Raw genomic sequence first — 20,324 nt, 5'->3', positions numbered from 1 at the left:
AATCGGTTCTGTGATTCCTGTTAGAAAAGCTGTACCGGCTGCTGCAATCAATAAGCCTCGAACGACAGGACGTTTGTGCGGATCAGCCTGACGATACATCGCGAGCGCTGCCCCGAGTAAACCGAACATAATGATTGGGAACTTACCAGACATGAAGCGTCCCGCCGTCACTTCGACACCTTCTGAGATTTGAGCGAGGAAAACATACTGATCACCGTTCACGACCGTATCACCGACCGTTGCTGTTCCACCGAGAGATGTCCACAGGAATGGGGCATACCAAATATGGTGTAATCCTGTCGGAATCAATAACCGCTCCAACATCCCATATAACCCTACGTATGCAGGGTTGGTCGCATCACTCGCGATGACGTTTGCCATTGAAGTGAGTGCCGATTGGATTGGCGGCCAGATGAGCATCATGACAAATCCAAGTAAGATCGAGAAGAAAACCATCACAATCCCTACAGAACGATCACCTGCAAAGAATCCCAACACTTCTGGTGGATTGAACGTATGGAACTTTTTATACACCCATACTGCGAGCAACCCGACCGCAATCCCTCCGAGTACACCGGTTCAAGGGAAGGAATACCGAGTAACATGCCATATTCTCCACTCTCGGCAGCCATTTCTGCCGTGATGCCAAGGGAGATTGAAATTGTCGTATTCATAATGACATATCCGACGAGTGCTGCGAGTGCGGCAATCCCTGATCCTCCTGACAAACCAACTGCGACCCCGATTGCAAAAATGATTGGTAAGTTCGCAAAAATACTAAGACCAATTTGTAACATTCCAGCACTGATCGCTTCTACTGTTCCATTCTGTAAAAACGTCCAGCTATCGGCTAATGGTCCCGTGAGTGCCGCACCTAGTCCTAGCAAAATTCCGGCAGCCGGTAATAAAGCGACCGGTACCATGAGCGCCTTTCCAAACTTTTGAAAAACTCCAAACTATTGACTCATTCGATTCACTCCCCATCTTGTAAGCGTTATCAATCTGAACAATGAGAAAGGGGATTGCCTCCCCTCTCTAGTTACCGTATTGCTACTGTCTCGCCCGATTTTAATTCCGGCCAGTACGTTCTGTTTTCCTCAATCAAATCATCTAAGATTCGACGAGCTATTGGTGCATCGATGACTGTACGATTTAGTGTCAACGCCTGAAGTGCCTTCTCATAACTGTTTTCGAAGTATGCGTCGACGACAAGTTGCTCGTAAGCAAGCTGTCCTTCAATCATTCCTTTGTAAAAACGAGGAATCTTTCCGACTGCGAATGGTTTCGGTCCACGATTGGTAAGCATCGCAGGCACTTCAACCATCGCATCGTCCGGCAGGTTCGAAATAATCCCTTCATTTTTCACCATGACGATGAAAATATCACCACTATTATAGGCTAGCGAAGCAGCGACCCGAATCATATAGCAGCCGTGGATATCGACCTCAAGGTGAACATTTTCGAGCGAGTCATCTTGAATAATCTGATCGCACATCGAGAAGACACGCTCTTGACGTCCGTTGATTACTTGCCGTGCCCGTGTGTTCGTGACATCTTCTTTTTCTGCCATGTCAGATGGATATAAATAATATTGAAGATACGTGTTCGGTAAGTACTCCGGGAAATCCGTCAGCATCTTCTCTACTTGTTTGAACGTCTTGATCCACGATGGGTCATTCGCAATCTCCGAATCTTCCGGGATGAAACCGTCTTCTAAGATGGCGCGTTTGATATCTTCAGTCAATTCATTTCCTTCTTTATCGAAGATACCTGTGAACCAACCAAAGTGGTTGAGTCCGAAATATTCCGGAACGAGATCCCAAATCTCTTTACCGAGAATCTTCGCATAGCTCACCATGATTGCTGCCGGCATGTCGCAAATGTTTAATATTTTTTGATCGTCCGGGTATGCACGTTTGAGCGCCTCGGCGACAATCGCAGCAGGGTTTGTATAGTTTAAGATCCAGCCATTCGGTGAGCCGGTGCGAATGTCAGAGACGAGTTCAATCATATCTCCGATTGAGCGCATCCCGTATGACATTCCGCCCGGTCCACACGTCTCTTGTCCCACCACGCCATGTCGAAGCGGAATCTGCTCATCTTTTTCGCGCATTTCCAAACCACCTGTCCGAATTTGGACGAAGAAGAAATCTTTATCTTTAAAAGCATATTCTTTGTCCGTCGTATATTCGAACGACTCGAGTTCTGGATAATGCTCACGCAAGATGATTTCACTCGCTTTCGCGACACGTTCTTGACGTAATTCATCTGTATCGTAAAACGTGATAGAACGAAGTGGGAAGTGTTCTTTTTCCTTAATCAAACTCATGATCATGCCGATTGTGTACGTACTACCTCCACCGACGACTACGAGACGCTGTGGTGTTTTCATGTGTGCGTTCCCCTTTCAATACATATCTAATTGATTACAATACAAATTTAATACATATTATCTGAACCGTCAACACCTTTTTTAAAACGTTTTATTTTTGTATACTATGAGTAAGGAACGCATACAATCAGGAGGTTATCTACATGAAAGCTAAATCTCCGCTATACCAGCGGATTGCTCAGGAGATGCGCACGTTTATCGAGACCGGCGATTGGGCGCCCGGTGAAGCAATTCCGACAGAAGCACAACTCGTCGAGAAATTTAAAGCGAGTCGAGTCACCGTTCGACAAGCCGTCAAACTACTTCAAGAAGAAGGATTGCTTTGGAAACGACAAGGGAGCGGCACATATGTACAATCCGAAAAGATTGAACATAATATGTACGAATTAAAAAGTTTCACTGAAGACATGAAACGGGAAGGAAAGGACGTCACGAGTAAAGTACTTACTTTCACCGTTCAACCTCCGACTGAAAAAATAAGGGAAATACTCGAGCTTGATGAAGACGCTCTTGTCTACTATATTCGCCGGTTACGCTTTGCGAACGGAGAACCGCTCATCGTCGAAGATACGTATCTTCCACTCCAATTATTTCCCGATTTAACGTATGAGGTAATGACACGGTCGAAGTATGATTACATTGAAAATGTCAAAAACCTGAAGATTGCAGACAGTGTTCAGGAATTTATCCCGGTCTTGCCGACGAAAGAAATTGCTGAAATGCTCGAGGTGAGCGATCGAACACCGATACTCAAAGTCGAACTCTATTCGTTTCTCATGGATGGCAATCGCTTTGAGTTCACCGAAACGTATTTCAAGAGTGAAGAGTATCGCTTTATCATCCGTGCCGGTCGAAGACATGAAACAACAAACACCCAGTGAATTCAACGATTCACTGGGTGTTTGTTAATGCAAACTCATATGTTTCAACATTAGACTAATGCTATTCAAGCTGCTTTAGGGATTCAAATAGACGCTCAGCATTTTTTGGACTGCTCGTCAGGTAAATGGTTTCTAACAAGCTATTATATTCTCGTTCAGAAATGATAACAGCATTCTTCCTGCCTTCTTTCGAGATGAAAATCGTCTCGTCATTTTCACATACTTGATGAAGCAAGTGGTTCAACTTTTTTTTCGCTTTCCGGTATGGAACCGTAGACATTCACATCACTCCTCATTTATGTCCATTATATTATGATTTTTTATGAATGACGAAACATCTATGTTTCTACATCCGTATAAAAGACCAATCAATCATCAACAAAGGCGGTATGCACATGCATCACCAGAACAAAAAGTTCATTCACTTATTCAAAGACGGTCAGTTCGATGACATTTATCATCAAATGACCGATTCTTGCAAATCTCATTGTTCCATGGCCATGTTTCATCACGAAGCGTCTTCGTTTCATCATGGAATTCGGCGCTATCGTCTGCTCAATGAGATGATGTTGAACGGGAATCGGTATGCATTGTGGTCGGATTTCCGAAAAGAAAAGTTATTGTCCGTTCAATTCAATCGCGTGAATCAGGTTGAATCCATTCAGATGACGGTCACATCCTCTTCAAAAGAGACCAATCCTTTCACGAAAAACAAATACCACCTTCCATTCAAAGAGCAGTGGTTCGTCGTCTCAGAAGGGACAACCCTCGGAATGTATCATCATGATCCAACCCGAAAAAAGCGTGATGGCTATGACTTTTCGAAAACAAAAGATCAGCAACCTTACAATCGTAGAAAAATCGGGATGGATGGCTCGTATGCGTTTGGAGAACGAGTGATTGCTCCATTACACGGGACAATTCATCAAATCGTGGATGGGTTGTCAGACGAACTAGATGCTGATCATCCATTCGGTAATCACGTCATCATTCAACATGCGAACGATGAATATTGCCTTCTCGCCCATCTTGAGAATGGTTCCATTGCCGTGAATGTGGGAGATACGGTCAAAACCAAACAGTTGATTGGGCGCTGTGGGCGTTCCGGAATTACGCCTGAGCCACGCTTGCATATGCGTGTCATGAATCACCCAGATGTGGACAGCGCGACCGCCCTCCCGATTCGATGGAAAGGTCGATTGCGACCTGTGCGTGGAAAAGTAGTCACCTCTCGTGAGGAAGAGGGATGGTCGTATGGAATTGCAGCCCTCGATTTTTCAGAACTGCTTCTTTACATTGTTCAAGCCATTCCGCGATTATTTTTTCGCTTTTTTGGATAAGAAAACCCCTCAGAAATCTGAGGGGCCCAACATCACATATCCAAATCGGTGAACGCAAGTGGGACGAGCTCCCCAAGCGTCACTTCTTTCACATCGGCGTTGCCGTTTGTGAGCAGTACTTTGAAGTCAGGATCGCCAAACTCGACCATGACCTGACGGCAGATACTACATGGTGGCAAGAAGTCTTCCGTGTCCCCAGACACGGCAACCGCTTCGAAGTCACCTTTTTTGTATCCTTGAGCGACCGCTGTGAAGATGGCCGTACGCTCCGCACAGTTCGTTGCTCCGAACGAGACGTTCTCGACGTTGACGCCGTCGATGACCGTACCGTCTTTCATGAGAAGTGCCGCACCGACGCGGAACTTCGAATATGGTGAATACGCATTGTCTTTCAATTGGCGTGCGCGCTCGACTAATTGTTGTTGGTTCATCTTAAGTCATTCCTCTCGAATATCGAATGAACTGATGCCAGTCCCCGTGCCTCTCATTTTGGGCAGGATTTATAGCATACACCCGCCTCAAAGAGAAGTCAATGACTTTTTACAAACGCTTTCATGGATAAACAAAAAAAGAAGGAGCGCTCGCCCCTTCTTGACTCTCTATACGTGGTCACACCAATTCAAGCTGCGCGACAGCCGCCTCTTCCGTTTCCGTCTGCACGTGATGACGCCCAATCGGAATAACGGAAGGTGAACCGGATACCGGGTCACACATGACCGAACAGCGGAGGTTAAAGACACGATGGATCAAATCACACGTGATGACGTTCGATGGCTTCCCTTCGGCAATCAACTTCCCTTTGTCGAGCGCGAAGATGTAGTCCGCATAACGTGCCGATAAGTTGATATCGTGCAACACCATGACAATTGTCGTCCCGTACTTTCGATTCAAGTCCGTCAACAAATCGAGAATCTCGACCTGATACGTGATATCAAGATACGTCGTCGGCTCGTCTAAAAAGAGCACGTCCGTCTGTTGAGCCAGTGCCATCGCAATCCAGACGCGTTGGCGCTGCCCGCCTGACAACTCGTCGATGGGACGATCCGCGAACTCCGTGATGTTCATCATCTCCATCGCCTCGGCGACAGCTTCGTAATCGGCTTTCGTCCAGCCCTTTAAGAATGATTGATGAGGGTAACGACCACGACCGACAAGATCGGCGACCGTAATCCCTTCCGGTACGACCGGGGACTGTGGCAACATCCCGAGGACACGCGCTAGCTTTTTCGGTGCCATTTTCGAAATCGGCTTATCGTAAAGCGTCACTTGACCGGCACTCGGTTTGATAAGGCGTGCCATCGTCTTCAGTAGCGTCGACTTCCCGCAACCGTTCGCACCGATGATGATGCTAATCTGATTGCTCGGAATTTCAAGGCTGATATCGTTCAAAATCATCTTGTCCTCGTATCCCGAGGTGAGATGTTCCACTTTCATAATGGATGCCATTTAGAAGTCCCCTTTCTGGTTCATCCGAATCAACAAGTATAAGAGATAAGGCGCGCCGATGATGCCGGTGATGACACCGACCGGATAGCGTGCCGTGAAGGCGAATTGTCCGACAAGGTCGGCCGCTAGTACTAAAATGATTCCGACAAGCGCTGCCGGCAAGATTCCCGCGTGGCTCGTTCCGACGAGCCGTTTGGCAATCGGCCCTGCCAAGAAGGCAATAAACGCAATCGGTCCCGTTGTCGCTGTTGCAAGGGCGAGCATGAATACTGCCGCCACAATGAGCAGAAGTCTGGTCTGGTTCGTGTTGATTCCAAGCCCTGTCGCCGCCATTTCTCCGAGCTCGAGCATTTCAAGCTGACGAGTGAGTAACAGTACAATCGGTAAACAGATAAGTACCGTGATGATTAAAGGTGGCAACTCTTCAAGTTTCGCCCCATTTAAACTTCCTGTCAACCACCGCATCGCCATCGCGACATCGTTTTGTCGGCTGATGAGCAATAGATAATTGATGACGGCTGTTAACATCGCTTGAATCCCAATTCCAACTAACACCAAACGACCGATGGAGAAAGCCGCCCCTTTGGATAGGAAATAGATGACCAGCACGGTGACGAGCCCTCCGATAATCGAAGCGATCGAGATTATCGCTTCACTCGATTGTAGGACGACGATACAGAAGACAGCCGCCGCACTGGACCCCGTTGTGATCCCGATGACATTTGGATTGGCAAGCGGATTTCGAAGCATCGTTTGGAAAATCGTTCCCGCAGCACCAAATGCTGCACCGGCAAAGACACCAGCGAGCATACGTGGTAGACGCAATACTTCAATGGCGAACGTCGCCCCTTTTACGTCTTCCCCGAGCAAGACGCGGATGACATCCTGAACCGGATAAATCGTATTGCCCAACATGAGCATCAACCCGCTCAATGCTACCGCTATGATGGTCAAAAGAATCGTCATCCCGACATAACGACGGCGTCGCTTCATGCGACCTTGTCTGATTTGTTCAATCGCTGGTTGCATCATAGTCCTCTTACTTTCACTTTCATTGTCAATAGAATCAAGATCGGTGCCCCGATGAACGCCGTCACAATCCCGACCTCAAGTTCACCTGGACTTCCGAGCAAACGTCCGATGACATCCGAGAAGGTCAAGATGATGGCACCTGCTAAGGCAGACATCGGCATGAGGTAGCGTTGGTCAGGACCGAGCACGAGTCGAATCAAATGTGGGGCGAGAAGTCCGATAAACCCAATCGGTCCAGCGAGTGCAGTCGCAGCCCCACACAGAATCACGCCTGCGAACGAGGCGGTCAACTTCAATGTCCCCGTCCGAACACCAAGACTCTTCGCCATCTCCTCCCCGAGCGCAAGTGCGTTCAAGGAAGGTGCGGTCACTACCGCAATCACGAGACCGATTAGAAGAAACGGTAAAAATGTATAAATCGAATCCAGATTTCCCGCACCGACACTCCCTACTTGCCAAAAGCGGAACTGGTCCATGACGTTTGAGCGTGGAATCATAAGAGCCATGACGAGCGACGATAATGCTGCACTTGTCGCCGCTCCCGCCAAGACGAGTTTGAGCGGGGTCGCCCCTCCCCTTCCGAGTGAACCGATGCCGAAAACGAAAATGGCCGTCAATAGCGCCCCGACGAGCGCAAACCAGATGAACGCACTCGCCGTCGCGATGTTGAAGAATGCGATGCCGATGACGACGGCGAGCGCAGCTCCCGTGTTGACCCCAAGAATACTCGGGTCAGCGATTGGGTTACGCGTCACCGACTGCATGAGTGCACCCGCCACACCGAGTGCTGCGCCACACATAAAACTGAAAATTGTCCGGACGACCCGCTCCCGGACAATGTCTGCCTCATACGACTGAACAGCCGGACGGAATAAACCGTCCAGCAGTTCATTCCACCCGACTGTTCGAGAGCCGAAGGCAAGGGATGCCACGATGCATAGCACCGTCAGTACGAGCGTCCCAACTAACAGGAGCGGGAAGTACTTCGGGGTATGCATCTGTTTCACCTGATTTTGCATCATTTTACTTTCGCAAGGGCATCCGATACGCGTGAAACGTACTCATCAATCGTATATTCAATCGAGAGTGGCGTCGGTGTTCCAGCCGCTGCGAGTGGCGTGTTGTCTTCAATCAATACGACCGATCCGCGTTCGATGGCTGGTACTTTACTGTAGAGCGGGTCTGCTTGAAGCGCCTTCAACGTGTCTTCATTTCCGTATGTGACGAAGATGTCGACGTCGTTCAAAATGTCGGCGTTCTCTTTGCTGAGCTCGAGATAGAAGCTATTTGCTTTTTCAGCTTCGTCGACAATGTTTTGTGGGTACTCCATACCGAGTTCTTCGATGAAGGCACCACGAGGATCACCTGTTGTATAGATATAGAATTTTGAAAGATCTTCTGCGCTCATCGAGACGAAAGCGGCTTTCTTTCCAGCAATCTCAGGAACGGCTGTCGCTTTGTCAGTAATCAACTGCTCCGTGTCTTTGATTAACTGTTCGCCTTCTTCACCAAGTCCCATTGCGAGTGAGTCATAACGAACCATGTCTTGCCATGACGTGACCCAAGGTGTTTCTTGATATGCCACGACCGGTGCGATTTGGCTAAGCGTGTCATAGTCTTCTTGCGTGATGCCTGAGTAGGCGGCCAAGATGACATCTGGATTTGAATCTGCGATTGCTTCAAAGTCTAATCCGTCCGTGTCTTGATAGATGTTCGGGTTCTCTTCGCCAAGCGCTGTCAACTTCTCTGCTGTCCATGGAAGCATCCCGCTATCATCTTGGACACCGTAGTTCGCAGCTGAGAATCCGACCGGTACGACATCGAGTGCAAGTGCGACGTCATGGTTTCCCCACGAAATCGTTGCGACACGCTCTGGTTTTTCTTCGATGACAGTCTCACCGAACGCATGCTCGATTGTGATTGGATACCCTTCTGCTGACTCTTCCGTCCCTTCGTTCGTGGAAGCGTTCTCAGCTTCTTCCGAACCACAGCCGGCTAAGATGAGTGCAAACGCTGAAGCAAAAATAAACATATGTAACCATTTCTTCATTGTCTTGTTCACGTGTTTCTTCTCCTTTTTCAACTTCTCTATTTTCTCGATACTGATAATCATTATCAGTTATGAGTATAGACTTGCTATTCCTTCGTGTCAACTGCTATTCGATATAGAAAAATGAAAAAACCTGTCGTTTTAGGACAGGTTTATCAGGACTTTCGATGTTGTCGCATGACGTCCGCGATCGGTTCATCTTGTTTTTCAAGCTCCGATATGATCCGTTCATGGTCCACGTCGTTTCGGTTTTGGCTTAACTTGAACGTCGCCTGCATATCGGTGATGTCGATCCGAAACCCGACGACGCCGTTCATTTGTCGCTTCACCGGTTCGGATAATGCATCCCAACGCACCGCATGCTCGCGTTCCCCTTCATGCTCTTGGAGCAATCCTGAAAGTTCCTCCACTAATTCTTTCTCATTGAGAATCGTCGCACGTCCGTACACGTGTACGGCTTGATAGTTCCATGTCGAAACGTCCTCATGACCATACCATGACGCTGACACGTAAGCGTCTGGCCCTTGAAAGATGACGAGAACGTTTTGATCTTCAATTGTTCGCCACTGAGGATTCGCTTTTGCGACATGAGTCGTCAGTTGACCGTTCGCCTCATCGAATCGTAACGGGACGTGCGTCGCAATCGGTTTGTCCCCGTCATGCGTCACGATTGTACCGAATGGATGGGCATGGAGAAACGCGTAAATTTCTGCTCGTTCTGTGACGGAATATTGAGTTGGAATATACATGTCGCACCCCCATTTCTCTTATTATATTCTGAACAAGACGGGTATAACGACACAGAAGGAGGAATGTTTGTATGAAACCAACGATTAAAGCCATCGTCTTTGACGTATACGGCACTTTATTCGACGTCCATTCGGTGAAGGATGCCTGTGAACAAGAGTTCCCTGAAAAAGGAGCTGCCATCAGCCAAATATGGCGGACGAAACAACTCGAGTATTTCTTTTGGCGTCACATGATGGGGCGTTACGAAGATTTCGCGTCAGTGACCCGTGACGCACTCCGTTACGCGCTCGCCGTGCATGATGCAACATCGACGGAGGAAATCGAACAACGTCTGATTGCATCGTATGCGCACCTCACCCCGTATAAGGAGATCGAATCGGTCCTAAAAGAGATGCATGACGTGAAGACCGTCATTCTCTCAAACGGGACGGACGAGATGCTTAAGGCATTGCTTCACAACGCCGGTCTCACCGATTATTTTGATGAGGTTGTCAGCGTCGACGGCATCAAACAACCGAAACCGACGCCTGCCGCCTACATGAATTGGTTCAAAACGTCTGGTCTTCGTCGTGACGAGGTGCTCTTTTTATCGTCGAACGGTTGGGACATCGCCGGGGCGAAAAACTTTGGCTTTCATGCGGCCTGGATCAATCGGAATGACTTACCATTTGAAGCATTTGATATAGAACCAGATGCCATCTATCCGAACTTAAACAACTTGTCAGAATGGCTTTAGTCCGTGAACGGCCTCATGAAAATGAGGTCGTTTTGTGCATCCTCTCCCATAAAGAATGTGTGAACACCCGTTTGTCTGAACCCGTTTCGTCGATAGAATCGAATCGCTCTCTCATTACGTTCCCATACGCCGAGCCACATCTTTCGTTTGTGTAGTTCCTTCGTCAATTCGGTTGCTTGAGTAAATAACGCTTTCCCCACCCCTTGACCTTGAAACGCTTCTAATACGTAGATTCGTTCAATTTCAATCGCATCTTCGCCCATCGGTTCAGATTGAGCATCGCGTACGTTCACTTTCAAATAGCCTGCCAACTCACCTTTTACATGTGCAAAATAAAAATAAGAATCGGGATGTGCCAACTCATGCTGCAACTGCTCAGGCGCATACGCTTTTTCTAAGTAAGCGTTCAAATGTTCTTCTGTGTTGTGACGTGCGAACGTCTCCGTAAACGTCTGGATGCTAATGTGACGTAAGGCTTCTACGTCTGTCACTTTTGAGATTTCAATCATGTTCTCGCTCCTCTCAGTATTCTCGATACTTGCCTTTCTTCACTTCGGTCCAATCTGTTTCAACATTACGTCGTACTTTTTTCAAAAGGCGTAACAACTCCTCACTTTCTTTCTCGTCGAATCCTGATAATGCGACCGATGTAGAATATTCGTGTTCGCGAATGATGAGCGGGTACAATGTCTCTCCTTTCTCCGTCACGTATAAACGTCTGATTTTCTGATTATCAAGATCTGGTCGCCTCTCAATCCATCCTTCTTGCTCCAGTTTCTTGATGGCACGTGCGGCGGTCGTCCTGTCTACCTTAATCAACTCTGCTAGCCGTTCTTGAATGATACCTGGGTGTTCAAAAATCCTAACGATGTACAAGTACTTCCCTTTTTCTAAACCGAGTGCCTTGAATTCAATGTTGCTGATTGAATCGAGGGCACGCGCAATCATCCCGATCTCTCGTAAATGGTCATGCATCATGAGACACCTCTGCTTTTTGTTGCAAATGCAACAAAATACTTTATATAAGCGTATCGTAATTTGTGAGAGAATGGAAGTAAGAATTTTCGCTAAGAAGGAGATGAATGAAAGATGGGTCACCGAATCTATACCACGAGTTTCGCGAGCGTTTATCCACTCTACGTCGCCAAAGCCGAACGCAAAGGACGGACGAAGGAAGAAGTCGACACCATCATCGAATGGTTGACCGGTTACGATGAGACCGGACTCGAACGTCAGATAGCCAATCAAGTCGATTTTGATACGTTTTTCGCTTCAGCACCTCGTCTGAATGAAGACCGCGCCCTCATCAAAGGTGTCGTCTGTGGGGTTCGTGTCGAGAACGTTGAAGAACCACTCATGCGTGAGATCCGTTATTTGGACAAACTCATCGATGAGTTGGCAAAAGGAAAGAAAATGGAGAAGATCTTACGAGGAGGCGAATCATGATGGATGTGACGGCACTCGTCGACGAGGCACGGCTCGATTCATTTATTCATCTGCTCGAGGTCATCGATGATCATTTACCTGGCGGATTTGAAAAAACGACGGACGGACATGGTGTCCATTACGTCGTTCCACTCGATCGATATCCGTCCGGGTATCATGTCACACCGGGGACGCCACTACCGTTTATCAGTGTAATCGCGCAAAAGCGCCATGTCGGACTGTATCACATGGGCATTTACGCCGACCCTGAATTACTCGCTTGGTTCGAACGGGAGTATGCGAGTCGTGTCCCGACGAAACTTGATATGGGGAAAAGCTGTATCCGTTTCAATAACGTGAAGCGAATCCCGTTTGACTTGGTCGGAGAACTCGTCGAGAAGATGACTGTCGAGGAATGGATTCAGCACTACGAAGGACAACGAAATAATAAAAAAGAGTCCGACTAATTTTCGGACTCTTTTCATTTACACAGTAAATCGATTCGTCATCTCTCGCATCTCATCCGCCATATTCGATAATTCTTGAGCGGCTGCCGTAATTTCTTCCATTGATGCCATCTGTTCTTCAGTAGCTGCTGATGTGTTCTCTGTTTCTGTGGCAGTCGATTCAGTAATTCCTTGAATCTCATTCACAGAGTTCAACACTTCTGTCGCTCCCGCCGCCATTTCTTGTACAGCACTGGACACTTCTTCTATTTGTTGCCCGACTTCTTCAATGGCCACTTTAATTTCATCAAACGCAACACCTGTCTGCCGCACGTTCGTCACACTCTGTCCCATATCACCTTCTACGACATGCATCGTCTCTACGGCATGCTTTGTTTCTGTCTGTGTGTGATGAATTAGAGAGGAAATTTGTTTGGTCGCATCGGCTGATTCCTCCGCAAGTTTTCGTACTTCTGCAGCAACGACTGCAAACCCACGTCCCTGATCTCCTGCGCGCGCTGCCTCGATTGCTGCATTTAATGCAAGTAAGTTCGTTTGCTCTGCAATTCCTGAAATGGTCCCACTGATTGTACCAATCTCTTGAGAACGAGTATTAAGCTGCTCAATGACTTGTTGCAACGTCTTCACTTTTTCATTCATCGCTTCAAGCTGATGTTCAAGCGTTTCGATTAGCTCATTCCCTGATTGTACTTTGTCCAATGCCCCTTCCGATAATACAGTCATCTGTTGAGCACGATCAGAGACTTGGTGAATGCCATTCGTCAATTCTGAAAGGGTACCATTTGAAGACTTGACCCGTTTCAACTGATGGAGTGAACCCGAAGCGATTTCTTCCATCGTCACAGCTACCATCTCTGTCGCTTTTGTCGTTTCTTCTACGTTATTTTTCAAATCGTCCGATGAAGTCGCCACACGCCCAGCAGTCGAAGTCACTCCACCAATCAACTCTCGTAAACTTTCTTTCATCTGATTGAATGACTGTGCGAGCGCCCCGATTTCATCGCGTGATGTGTATGTGCTATTGACTGTCAAATCCCCTTCACCGGCACGACTCATCAATACGTTCAATTCTTTCACCGGACCAACCACAAGGCGCGTGATGTAGACGCCTAATCCAATTGAAAGCGTAGCTCCCAAAATGACAAGACCCCAAAAGATAAACACAGCACGCTCTCGATCAGACCGCATCGTATCACTGGCCGTTTCCGCATCCACATTCAACTGATCCATAACTTCTTTCGCTGACTCAACAAGCGCAAGTCGAATTGGTCGTAATTCTGTTCCATATTGTCGGTAAGCAGATTCATTTTCATTTCGTAATGCAGGTTGCAATACGACGTCTATGCTTTCCAAATATGCGTTCGTCTCCTCATTCAACTTTTCGATTCGACTCATTAATTCAGGATCTTCTGTCGAAATCGAATCATTAAATACTTCGAGATCGGTAACCATACTCTCCCGACGCTCTTCAATATTTTTTTGTAACTCTTCATTTCGAGCACTTTCGGTCGTCAACATTAGTTCTAACAAGTGACTGTCGATTGCACGATTATCGGTTCTCAACTGTCCAATGGCACGAATCGGAATCAATCTCTCTTCGTATATCTTTTCTCCGGCATCAGCCATTCTTCCAATCAACACATGGCTTAACATTGAAATCATGACGAGTGTCACAACGAATAATGAAATCAATACGGTAAACTTCTTAGACATGCTTAAATTTTTCATCATTTTCCCTCCTATTCTATTTATCGTGTCGAATTTTTGAAAAATGAAGCAATGTTTAGAAAGCATTGACCTAAGTTTCGATTCGGATAGCTGCCTCTTTGCTCCATCTCGTTACACCTTTTGTAAGCCGGCTCGCATTTATGTTGCATGGAGATGCAGTATACTAACATCAGATACATTCGGTTACGAAAGGAGCGGACAACTTGTCACGACCACTTAAACTCACACTCTTTCTTCTCGTGTTTGGATCTTTGTTCTATATCACCCATTTCCACTATGAGTTGCGTCCGTCTGACATCCGGGACATCGTCTTGTCATTCGGATTTTGGGGTCCACTCTTCTTTATTTTTCTTTATGCCATCGGTCCGGTCGCATTTTTACCGACATCCGTCCTTTCGCTCGGAGCCGGACTCGCGTTCGGCGTATGGCCAGGTGTCCTCTATATCATTATTGGTGCAACTGCTGCTGCGACGACCGGTTATGTGATGGGGCGTTTTTTCGGACGCTCAGTCATCAACGTCGACCGCTATCCATGGTCAGAGAAACTGTTCACACAAATGGAGCGTCGTGGCTTTTTATATGTATTTGTCCTCCGGCTCATCCCGCTCGTCAGTTTTGACTTACTTAGTTATGCCGGTGGAATCTCACGTGTTCGCTTCCGTGCCTTCGTACCGGCGACCGTACTCGGCATGATCCCAGGTACGTTCGCCTACAGCTTCCTCGGGGCGAGCCTCGCCTCAGGCAGTGTCACCACGATTTTCATTGCCGCGCTCGTCTTCGTCGGCTTGATTGTTGTGACGTACATCTTCCGAGAACCGGTTAAAAAATGGCTTGGATTGAATTGAAATTTTATGAGGGAGAGCTTTATGCTCTTTTTTTGTGCATTGAATATGTAATCCGTATAAACTTCTATACTATTCATCCGATATGTATAGAGCTACAACAAATGAACACGAGAATGTGAGGAAAGAATGATGAGTTTGATTAAAAGAAATCAGTTGATGTTGTTGACGACGTTATTGATTGTGATGACGTCGGTTGTTGTCCATTTGCTACATCGTTTCACGGAATTTGCCTATGCGTATACGATTCTGCGAAACGGTGCGGACGGTTACGTGTACTCCGGAGTAACATGGGTCTTGTTCGCCCTTCCAATCATCTTCTTTGGAATGATGATCGTCACCGCTAAGCGAGAATCCGTAGCATTTCCTTATTGGATGATGCTGACACTCACCTTCGCAAGCATCTCGACCGTTGCTGGAGGACAAGGACTTGTTGAATATCACTTCTCCATTTTTGTCGTCTTGGCGATTTTGTCGTTTATGCGTCGCATCGACTTGATTTTGTATAGTGCCGGAATCTTTGCTGTGCAACATCTAGTCGGATACTTTTTAATCCCTGAGATGATTTGTGGAACGAGCGACTATCCGTTCAGTTTACTACTCGTCCATGCCGTGTACTTGATTCTTCTGAGTGTTGTGCTTGTCGCCCAAATCCACTTCCGTAATAACGAGACGCAACATGCCGAGGCACAGGAGCAAGAAACACGACAGTTGTTACAACAAGCGATTCATGATGTCAGCGCCCTCGTTCAATCGTTAAACAGTCACGCCGAAGAGCTTGAATCTGCCGCTAACCAGTCTCTTGAATCTGGTGAGCAAATCGCTGTCACGGTCGACCCGATTGTCGCGCATGCTTCATCCCAACAAGCCTCCATGGTGCAAGGGGCAGATGAAATTCACTCGATTCGGTCTTTGACAGCGCTCATTCAAGAACGAATGGCTCAAACGGCCGCAGCATCCTCGCGCATCGCTAAAGATGCCCTTGCTGGGAACAAAGACATGCGACTAATGGAAACAAAAGTACAAGAAATCATTACCGAATCAGAACAACTCGACCGGATTGTTGCGACGATGTCGAATCGTTCAAATGAAATCCAAGGAATCTTGCAACAAGTCGGTTCCATCAGTGAACAGACGAACATGCTCGCCTTGAATGCATCTATTGAAGCGGCTCGTGCCGGTGAGGCTGGACGAGGATTCGCCGTTGTCGCCTCCGAAGTCGGGAAACTCGCTGTCCAATCGCGTGAATATGCATCCGAGATGACCCGAGTCCTCGGTGGATTGATGGAAGATACGACCGTCGTATCCAAATCAGCGCATCTTTTCAAACAAGCGACCGAAAACTGTCAAACGGTCACGAACGATGTGACGGCTGTCTTTGGCCGTCTTACAGAAGATGTATCAGAAATCGACGAACAAATTGCTTCGATTCAAGAGACACGCCAGCGGGTCACGACACAGATGGAAGCACTCGAAACACGACTTGAATCGACGAAATATGCGGCGAATGAACTTCAACAACAGATTCACCATGTTGCCGCAGCAACGGAAGAGCAAGTCGCTATTCAAAAAGAACTCAGCTCGATGTCGGACCGACTCGCTCTAACCGCGAATTCGCTTGAAGACGTGACGACTCAACTCGAGGATCACGCCACTCGCGCCTAACACAAATGCCCTCGACCAAGTGGTCGAGGGCATTTTACTTATCGGTCGAGCAATTGACGAATTCCTTCTTGAAGAGGTGTGACCGGGCGTCCGAGAACCGGTTCGAAGTCACTCTCATGAATTTCGAGCGTTCCTTGACGAATGCTTCGCTGAATCCCCGCAAGAATCGCAACGACTTCCTCTGGCAATCCAGCCCCGCGCATCATCTCTTCGTATGCCTCGAGACTCAACTCCTGCATCATCACTTCACGACCTAACACTTCACTGAGCGCGTCTACAAGATCTTGCTGGGTATGAAGTGGTCCTGATAGTTCATAGACCGCATTGTCCTGTTGTTCTTTTAACAGAACATTCGATGCGGCTTCCGCATAATCTTGTTGTAGAGCCCAACCGACTTTACCGTCCCGAGCCGCCGTGATCCATGGCGCCCCGTCAATTACCGCTTGAATGCTTGATAACTCGTTTTCTAAGTACCAGTTGTTCCGTAAGAACGCATGTGGAATACCGGACTCGACAATCGCTTCCTCTGTGACGACATGTGGAGGTGCCATCAAGTTCTCACTGTCTGTCGCATCGGCTAGACTCGTGTAGGCAATGAATGAAACACCTGCCCGTTTCGCCGCCTCAACCGCGTTCGTATGTTGACGAATCCGCGTATCGTTATCGCCATCTGCCGAGATGATCAAAAGACGCTCAACACCTTTGAACGCTTCATCGAGTGTGTCTGGCTGATCAAAATCACCATGTCGCACATCAACGCCACGCTCCTTAAGAGGCGCCGCCTTCTCCGGATTCCGTACACTTACAGCGAGCTCACTCGCATCAATCGACTTGAGTAGTTCCTCTACAATTTTCGAGCCGAGTTTCCCCGTTGCTCCTGTGACTAAATATTTCATTCTTTTTCCTCCCCTAACCTGTAATCGAATCACTTACATGTAATCATGATAATTACAGGTAACTGATTTGTCAATTATTCTTTCCCTGTTATACTAAGCATGTAACAAAGTTGTTTACATCTATAAAAACCGAAAGGGAGATATTTATGACAATCAGTAGTCGTTTTTCGGTTGCCATCCACATGCTGACTCTTGTTGCGCTTTCACCACCAGAAGTGATTTCATCAGATTTTTTAGCGCGGAGCGTAAATACAAACCCTGCTCTTATTCGAAAAATCATGGCCATGTTAAAAAAAGCAGAATTGATTCAAGTTAAACCAGGTGTTGCTGGTGCAATTTTTACTAAACCACTAAACACCATTTCACTTCTTGAAATTTATCAAGCCGTTGCTGTCGTCGAACCAAATGAACTGTTCGGAATTCATGATCAACCAAATCCGGCTTGCCCGGTCGGAAGAAACATCCAAGCAACGATTGAGCCCATTTTTATAACAGCTCAATCCGCCATGGAACGAGTCCTAGAGCAAATTATGCTTGCAGATGTTGTACAAAACATTGAACAAAGTATAGATTGAGGAATAAACAACCACTCTTTTTCGAGTGGTTGTTTATTTTTACGCTTGACTTTGAGTTCTTATGAACTTAAATTAAATATATAGAAGTTCATAAGAACTTAAAAGGAGGAATTGTTGTTGACCCTACTCATCGGGTTCTTACTCATCGTCATCTTCATGCTCGCACTTGACCTCGGGGTGTTCCACCGTAAAGCGCACGAAGTCTCGCTCCGCGAAGCATGGACATGGACGTTTGTCTGGATTGGGATTGCCATCGCATTCGGAGGATGGTTGTTCTTCACGCAAGGAAGTACAGCCGCAACGGAATATGCGAGCGTCTACTTTATCGAAAAAGCACTCGCGATTGATAATGTCTTCGTCTTTTCACTTGTTTTTGCCTATTTCGCCATCCCACTCAAGTATCAACATAAGGTACTGTTCTGGGGGATTCTCGGAGCGATTTTCTTCCGCGCTGTCTTCATCGTCGCTGGCGTATCCCTTTTAGAAAACTTCGGTTGGGTCTACTACGTGTTCGGAGCGTTTCTCGTTTATACAGGGTGGATGATGTATAAGAATATCGGGAAAGACGAGTCACTTGAAGAAAACAAGACGATTCGTTGGCTCGAGCGACGCCTGCCCATCACACAGGATATCTCATCCGGGAAGTTCACGAAGCGCATCAATGGGAAGTTGTTCTTCACGCCACTCTTTATCGCGCTCATCTTTATCGAATTGTCGGATATCGTCTTCGCTGTCGATTCGGTCGCTGCAAGTTTCGCGTATTCACGTGACCCGTATATCATCTTCTATGCGAACATCATGGCGATTCTCGGACTTCGTAGCCTCTACTTCGTCCTCGCCAACTTGATCGACCGCTTCTACTATTTGAAACACGGTCTCAGCTTCATGCTCGTCTTCATCGGGGCGAAGATGATTTTGGGTGATGTGTACAAGATGCCGATTTGGATGTCTCTAGGAACCATCGTTCTCGTCATCTTGATTAGCGTCCTCTATAGTTTCTACAAAACGAAACCTGGTTCGTCCAAACACGTATAATGAATCAATCAGTCCATTTCGTCGGTGTTCTTTCTTTGAAAATCGGGTAATCATTGAGGTGCACAACTACAGAAAAGGGGATTCACTATGTTTGATCGGATTGGCCTCATGAGTATCGGTCTCGTCTTCGGGATCATCCTCATGTTACTCTTCAACAACCTGTTCGGATTGGTGTTCGGTGTCGTCCTTGGTGTCAGCCTCATCGCCGCCAACCAAATCGAGCGAAACAAACAAACGACATGGCATTAACCAAAAAGCACGCGCTCCCATTGTTTGAGAGCGCGTGCTTTTATGTCAAAACATTGTATACGGATTGATACTGTTAGCAGGAGATGAACTGCTATACACATAGCTGTTCCGATGCACTTCGAAGTGGAGATGATTCCCGAACGAGTTACCGGTATTCCCGACCGTTCCAATCGTTGCTCCTTTTGCTAACGTTTGTCCTGTAACGACATTGAGACGATCGAGGTGTGCATATACTGTGATGTATGTTTGTCCGTTCAACTGATGGCTCATCATGATGTGGTTACCGTAAGCCCCATAGTTCCGAGAAACGATGACTTTTCCATAAGCGGCTGACACGACCGGTGTTCCTCTTGGAGCAGCCAAGTCGATACCGTTATGGAACGTATAACCGTACTGCCCGCTCGCCGGACCATACTTTTGTGTCAACGTCCCTTTTGTCGGGATGATCATTTTCGCAGTCGATGTGGTTGAAAGCGTGGAGACACTGTACTTCTTCACATATGTACTGGATACGTAGCGGGATGTCCCGTTGAAATTGATTTTTGTCCATCCCCCGCTCACGCCGAGATATTTGAAGGATTGTCCCAACTTCGCACTGCCGACGATTGCATACGTCGTGCCCGGGCCCGAACGGACGTTTAAACTGTTAGTCGTGACTTTGACATAATACGTGGTAGCAGCTTCAGCCGGGGTACCTGTCGGAGTGAAGATTCCGACTGTGAGAAGAACGGCACAGAAGAGAGAGAGCATCTTTCGTTTCATGATGTGGTAAATCCTTTCAATTATGTATTTAAATTTTTATTTTTTATATTATC

Annotated in this window: 23 protein-coding genes and 1 pseudogene; 10 read left to right on the top strand and 14 right to left on the bottom strand. The window is 47.1% G+C overall.

Going from position 1 to position 20,324, the window contains the following annotated elements:
• Together IRJ25_RS15185 and IRJ25_RS01715 are read right to left on the bottom strand one after the other, a co-directional pair.
• Nucleotides 1-923: pseudogene (locus IRJ25_RS15185) on the bottom strand (PTS transporter subunit EIIC); the annotation flags it as partial.
• 116 nt (nucleotides 924-1,039) lie between these two features.
• Entirely contained in the window at nucleotides 1,040-2,392 is a 1,353-nt protein-coding gene (locus IRJ25_RS01715; protein WP_269317625.1) for a 6-phospho-alpha-glucosidase, read from the bottom strand.
• Nucleotides 2,393-2,535: 143 nt separating this feature from the next.
• Between IRJ25_RS01715 and IRJ25_RS01710 the strand changes: the two genes are divergently transcribed.
• Entirely contained in the window at nucleotides 2,536-3,273 is a 738-nt protein-coding gene (locus IRJ25_RS01710; RefSeq protein ID WP_147537981.1) for a GntR family transcriptional regulator, read from the top strand.
• 61 nt (nucleotides 3,274-3,334) lie between these two features.
• Here the strand turns inward: IRJ25_RS01710 and IRJ25_RS01705 are convergent, their stop codons facing one another.
• Nucleotides 3,335-3,553, bottom strand: a complete 219-nt coding sequence (locus IRJ25_RS01705) for a type II toxin-antitoxin system Phd/YefM family antitoxin (RefSeq protein WP_269317624.1) — start codon at nucleotides 3,551-3,553, stop codon at nucleotides 3,335-3,337.
• 115 nt (nucleotides 3,554-3,668) lie between these two features.
• On the opposite strand from IRJ25_RS01705, the gene IRJ25_RS01700 reads away from it, so the two are divergent.
• Complete coding sequence (locus tag IRJ25_RS01700) at nucleotides 3,669-4,613, top strand: M23 family metallopeptidase (RefSeq protein WP_269317623.1); 945 nt, start codon at nucleotides 3,669-3,671, stop codon at nucleotides 4,611-4,613.
• 32 nt (nucleotides 4,614-4,645) lie between these two features.
• Here the strand turns inward: IRJ25_RS01700 and IRJ25_RS01695 are convergent, their stop codons facing one another.
• The 6 genes from IRJ25_RS01695 to IRJ25_RS01670 form a co-directional block, all read right to left on the bottom strand.
• A complete protein-coding gene (locus IRJ25_RS01695; protein ID WP_074035820.1) occupies nucleotides 4,646-5,044 on the bottom strand; it encodes a cytidine deaminase in 399 nt (132 codons plus the stop codon).
• Between the two features lie 178 nt (nucleotides 5,045-5,222).
• Nucleotides 5,223-6,059: an ABC transporter ATP-binding protein gene (locus tag IRJ25_RS01690; RefSeq protein WP_074035818.1), complete on the bottom strand. Its 837-nt coding sequence runs from the start codon at nucleotides 6,057-6,059 to the stop codon at nucleotides 5,223-5,225.
• Nucleotides 6,060-7,091, bottom strand: a complete 1,032-nt coding sequence (locus IRJ25_RS01685; RefSeq protein WP_214686190.1) for a FecCD family ABC transporter permease — start codon at nucleotides 7,089-7,091, stop codon at nucleotides 6,060-6,062.
• Nucleotides 7,088-8,089: a FecCD family ABC transporter permease gene (locus IRJ25_RS01680; RefSeq protein ID WP_168169872.1), complete on the bottom strand. Its 1,002-nt coding sequence runs from the start codon at nucleotides 8,087-8,089 to the stop codon at nucleotides 7,088-7,090. The genes IRJ25_RS01685 and IRJ25_RS01680 overlap by 4 nt, the downstream gene beginning before the upstream one ends.
• Nucleotides 8,090-8,109: 20 nt before the next feature.
• Complete coding sequence (locus tag IRJ25_RS01675) at nucleotides 8,110-9,141, bottom strand: iron-siderophore ABC transporter substrate-binding protein (RefSeq protein WP_168169901.1); 1,032 nt, start codon at nucleotides 9,139-9,141, stop codon at nucleotides 8,110-8,112.
• A 155-nt stretch (nucleotides 9,142-9,296) separates the two neighbouring features.
• Entirely contained in the window at nucleotides 9,297-9,890 is a 594-nt protein-coding gene (locus IRJ25_RS01670; protein WP_269317622.1) for an FMN-binding negative transcriptional regulator, read from the bottom strand.
• 71 nt (nucleotides 9,891-9,961) lie between these two features.
• Here IRJ25_RS01670 and IRJ25_RS01665 point away from each other — a divergent pair, with 71 nt between their 5' ends.
• Nucleotides 9,962-10,627, top strand: coding sequence for a haloacid dehalogenase type II (locus IRJ25_RS01665; protein ID WP_269317621.1), 666 nt, complete (start codon nucleotides 9,962-9,964; stop codon nucleotides 10,625-10,627).
• Here IRJ25_RS01665 and IRJ25_RS01660 read toward each other — a convergent pair.
• Together IRJ25_RS01660 and IRJ25_RS01655 are read right to left on the bottom strand one after the other, a co-directional pair.
• On the bottom strand, nucleotides 10,624-11,136 hold the full coding sequence (locus IRJ25_RS01660) for a GNAT family N-acetyltransferase (protein WP_269317620.1): 513 nt from the start codon (nucleotides 11,134-11,136) through the stop codon (nucleotides 10,624-10,626). The genes IRJ25_RS01665 and IRJ25_RS01660 overlap by 4 nt on opposite strands.
• Before the next feature lie 13 nt (nucleotides 11,137-11,149).
• Entirely contained in the window at nucleotides 11,150-11,602 is a 453-nt protein-coding gene (locus tag IRJ25_RS01655; RefSeq protein ID WP_269317619.1) for a MarR family winged helix-turn-helix transcriptional regulator, read from the bottom strand.
• A 114-nt stretch (nucleotides 11,603-11,716) separates the two neighbouring features.
• On the opposite strand from IRJ25_RS01655, the gene IRJ25_RS01650 reads away from it, so the two are divergent.
• Both IRJ25_RS01650 and IRJ25_RS01645 read left to right on the top strand, forming a co-directional pair.
• Complete coding sequence (locus tag IRJ25_RS01650) at nucleotides 11,717-12,073, top strand: DUF2200 domain-containing protein (protein WP_012727286.1); 357 nt, start codon at nucleotides 11,717-11,719, stop codon at nucleotides 12,071-12,073.
• A complete protein-coding gene (locus IRJ25_RS01645; RefSeq protein ID WP_159562934.1) occupies nucleotides 12,070-12,519 on the top strand; it encodes a DUF1801 domain-containing protein in 450 nt (149 codons plus the stop codon). Before IRJ25_RS01650 ends, IRJ25_RS01645 begins: the two co-directional genes overlap by 4 nt.
• Nucleotides 12,520-12,537: 18 nt before the next feature.
• Here the strand turns inward: IRJ25_RS01645 and IRJ25_RS01640 are convergent, their stop codons facing one another.
• A complete protein-coding gene (locus IRJ25_RS01640) occupies nucleotides 12,538-14,247 on the bottom strand; it encodes a methyl-accepting chemotaxis protein (RefSeq protein ID WP_269317618.1) in 1,710 nt (569 codons plus the stop codon).
• A gap of 203 nt (nucleotides 14,248-14,450) precedes the next feature.
• Between IRJ25_RS01640 and IRJ25_RS01635 the strand changes: the two genes are divergently transcribed.
• Both IRJ25_RS01635 and IRJ25_RS01630 read left to right on the top strand, forming a co-directional pair.
• Nucleotides 14,451-15,092 carry a TVP38/TMEM64 family protein gene (locus IRJ25_RS01635; protein ID WP_078147622.1) on the top strand — a complete coding sequence of 214 codons (642 nt, stop codon included), beginning with the start codon at nucleotides 14,451-14,453 and terminating at the stop codon, nucleotides 15,090-15,092.
• Nucleotides 15,093-15,221: 129 nt separating this feature from the next.
• Nucleotides 15,222-16,754, top strand: coding sequence for a methyl-accepting chemotaxis protein (locus IRJ25_RS01630; RefSeq protein ID WP_168169873.1), 1,533 nt, complete (start codon nucleotides 15,222-15,224; stop codon nucleotides 16,752-16,754).
• 38 nt (nucleotides 16,755-16,792) lie between these two features.
• Here the strand turns inward: IRJ25_RS01630 and IRJ25_RS01625 are convergent, their stop codons facing one another.
• Nucleotides 16,793-17,650, bottom strand: a complete 858-nt coding sequence (locus IRJ25_RS01625; RefSeq protein WP_269317616.1) for an SDR family oxidoreductase — start codon at nucleotides 17,648-17,650, stop codon at nucleotides 16,793-16,795.
• 146 nt (nucleotides 17,651-17,796) lie between these two features.
• Here IRJ25_RS01625 and IRJ25_RS01620 point away from each other — a divergent pair, with 146 nt between their 5' ends.
• The 3 genes from IRJ25_RS01620 (at nucleotide 17,797) to IRJ25_RS01610 (ending at nucleotide 19,509) form a co-directional block, all read left to right on the top strand.
• The gene (locus tag IRJ25_RS01620) at nucleotides 17,797-18,225 is read left to right on the top strand and encodes an Rrf2 family transcriptional regulator (protein ID WP_269317615.1); all 429 of its coding nucleotides are present in this window, start codon (nucleotides 17,797-17,799) and stop codon (nucleotides 18,223-18,225) included.
• A 117-nt stretch (nucleotides 18,226-18,342) separates the two neighbouring features.
• Nucleotides 18,343-19,260, top strand: a complete 918-nt coding sequence (locus IRJ25_RS01615) for a TerC family protein (RefSeq protein WP_031422317.1) — start codon at nucleotides 18,343-18,345, stop codon at nucleotides 19,258-19,260.
• Between the two features lie 87 nt (nucleotides 19,261-19,347).
• Nucleotides 19,348-19,509, top strand: coding sequence for a hypothetical protein (locus IRJ25_RS01610; RefSeq protein WP_012727301.1), 162 nt, complete (start codon nucleotides 19,348-19,350; stop codon nucleotides 19,507-19,509).
• 45 nt (nucleotides 19,510-19,554) lie between these two features.
• Here the strand turns inward: IRJ25_RS01610 and IRJ25_RS01605 are convergent, their stop codons facing one another.
• Nucleotides 19,555-20,271: a peptidoglycan DD-metalloendopeptidase family protein gene (locus IRJ25_RS01605; protein ID WP_214815520.1), complete on the bottom strand. Its 717-nt coding sequence runs from the start codon at nucleotides 20,269-20,271 to the stop codon at nucleotides 19,555-19,557.
• Nucleotides 20,272-20,324: the final 53 nt, after the last annotated feature.

Origin of the sequence: Exiguobacterium sp. KJ 601 (genome assembly GCF_027161185.1) — a bacterium.
GTDB classification, from domain to species: domain Bacteria; phylum Bacillota; class Bacilli; order Exiguobacteriales; family Exiguobacteriaceae; genus Exiguobacterium; species Exiguobacterium profundum.
Note: the sequence above shows the minus strand (reverse complement) of the source record. Positions and strands in the feature narration are given on the sequence as shown.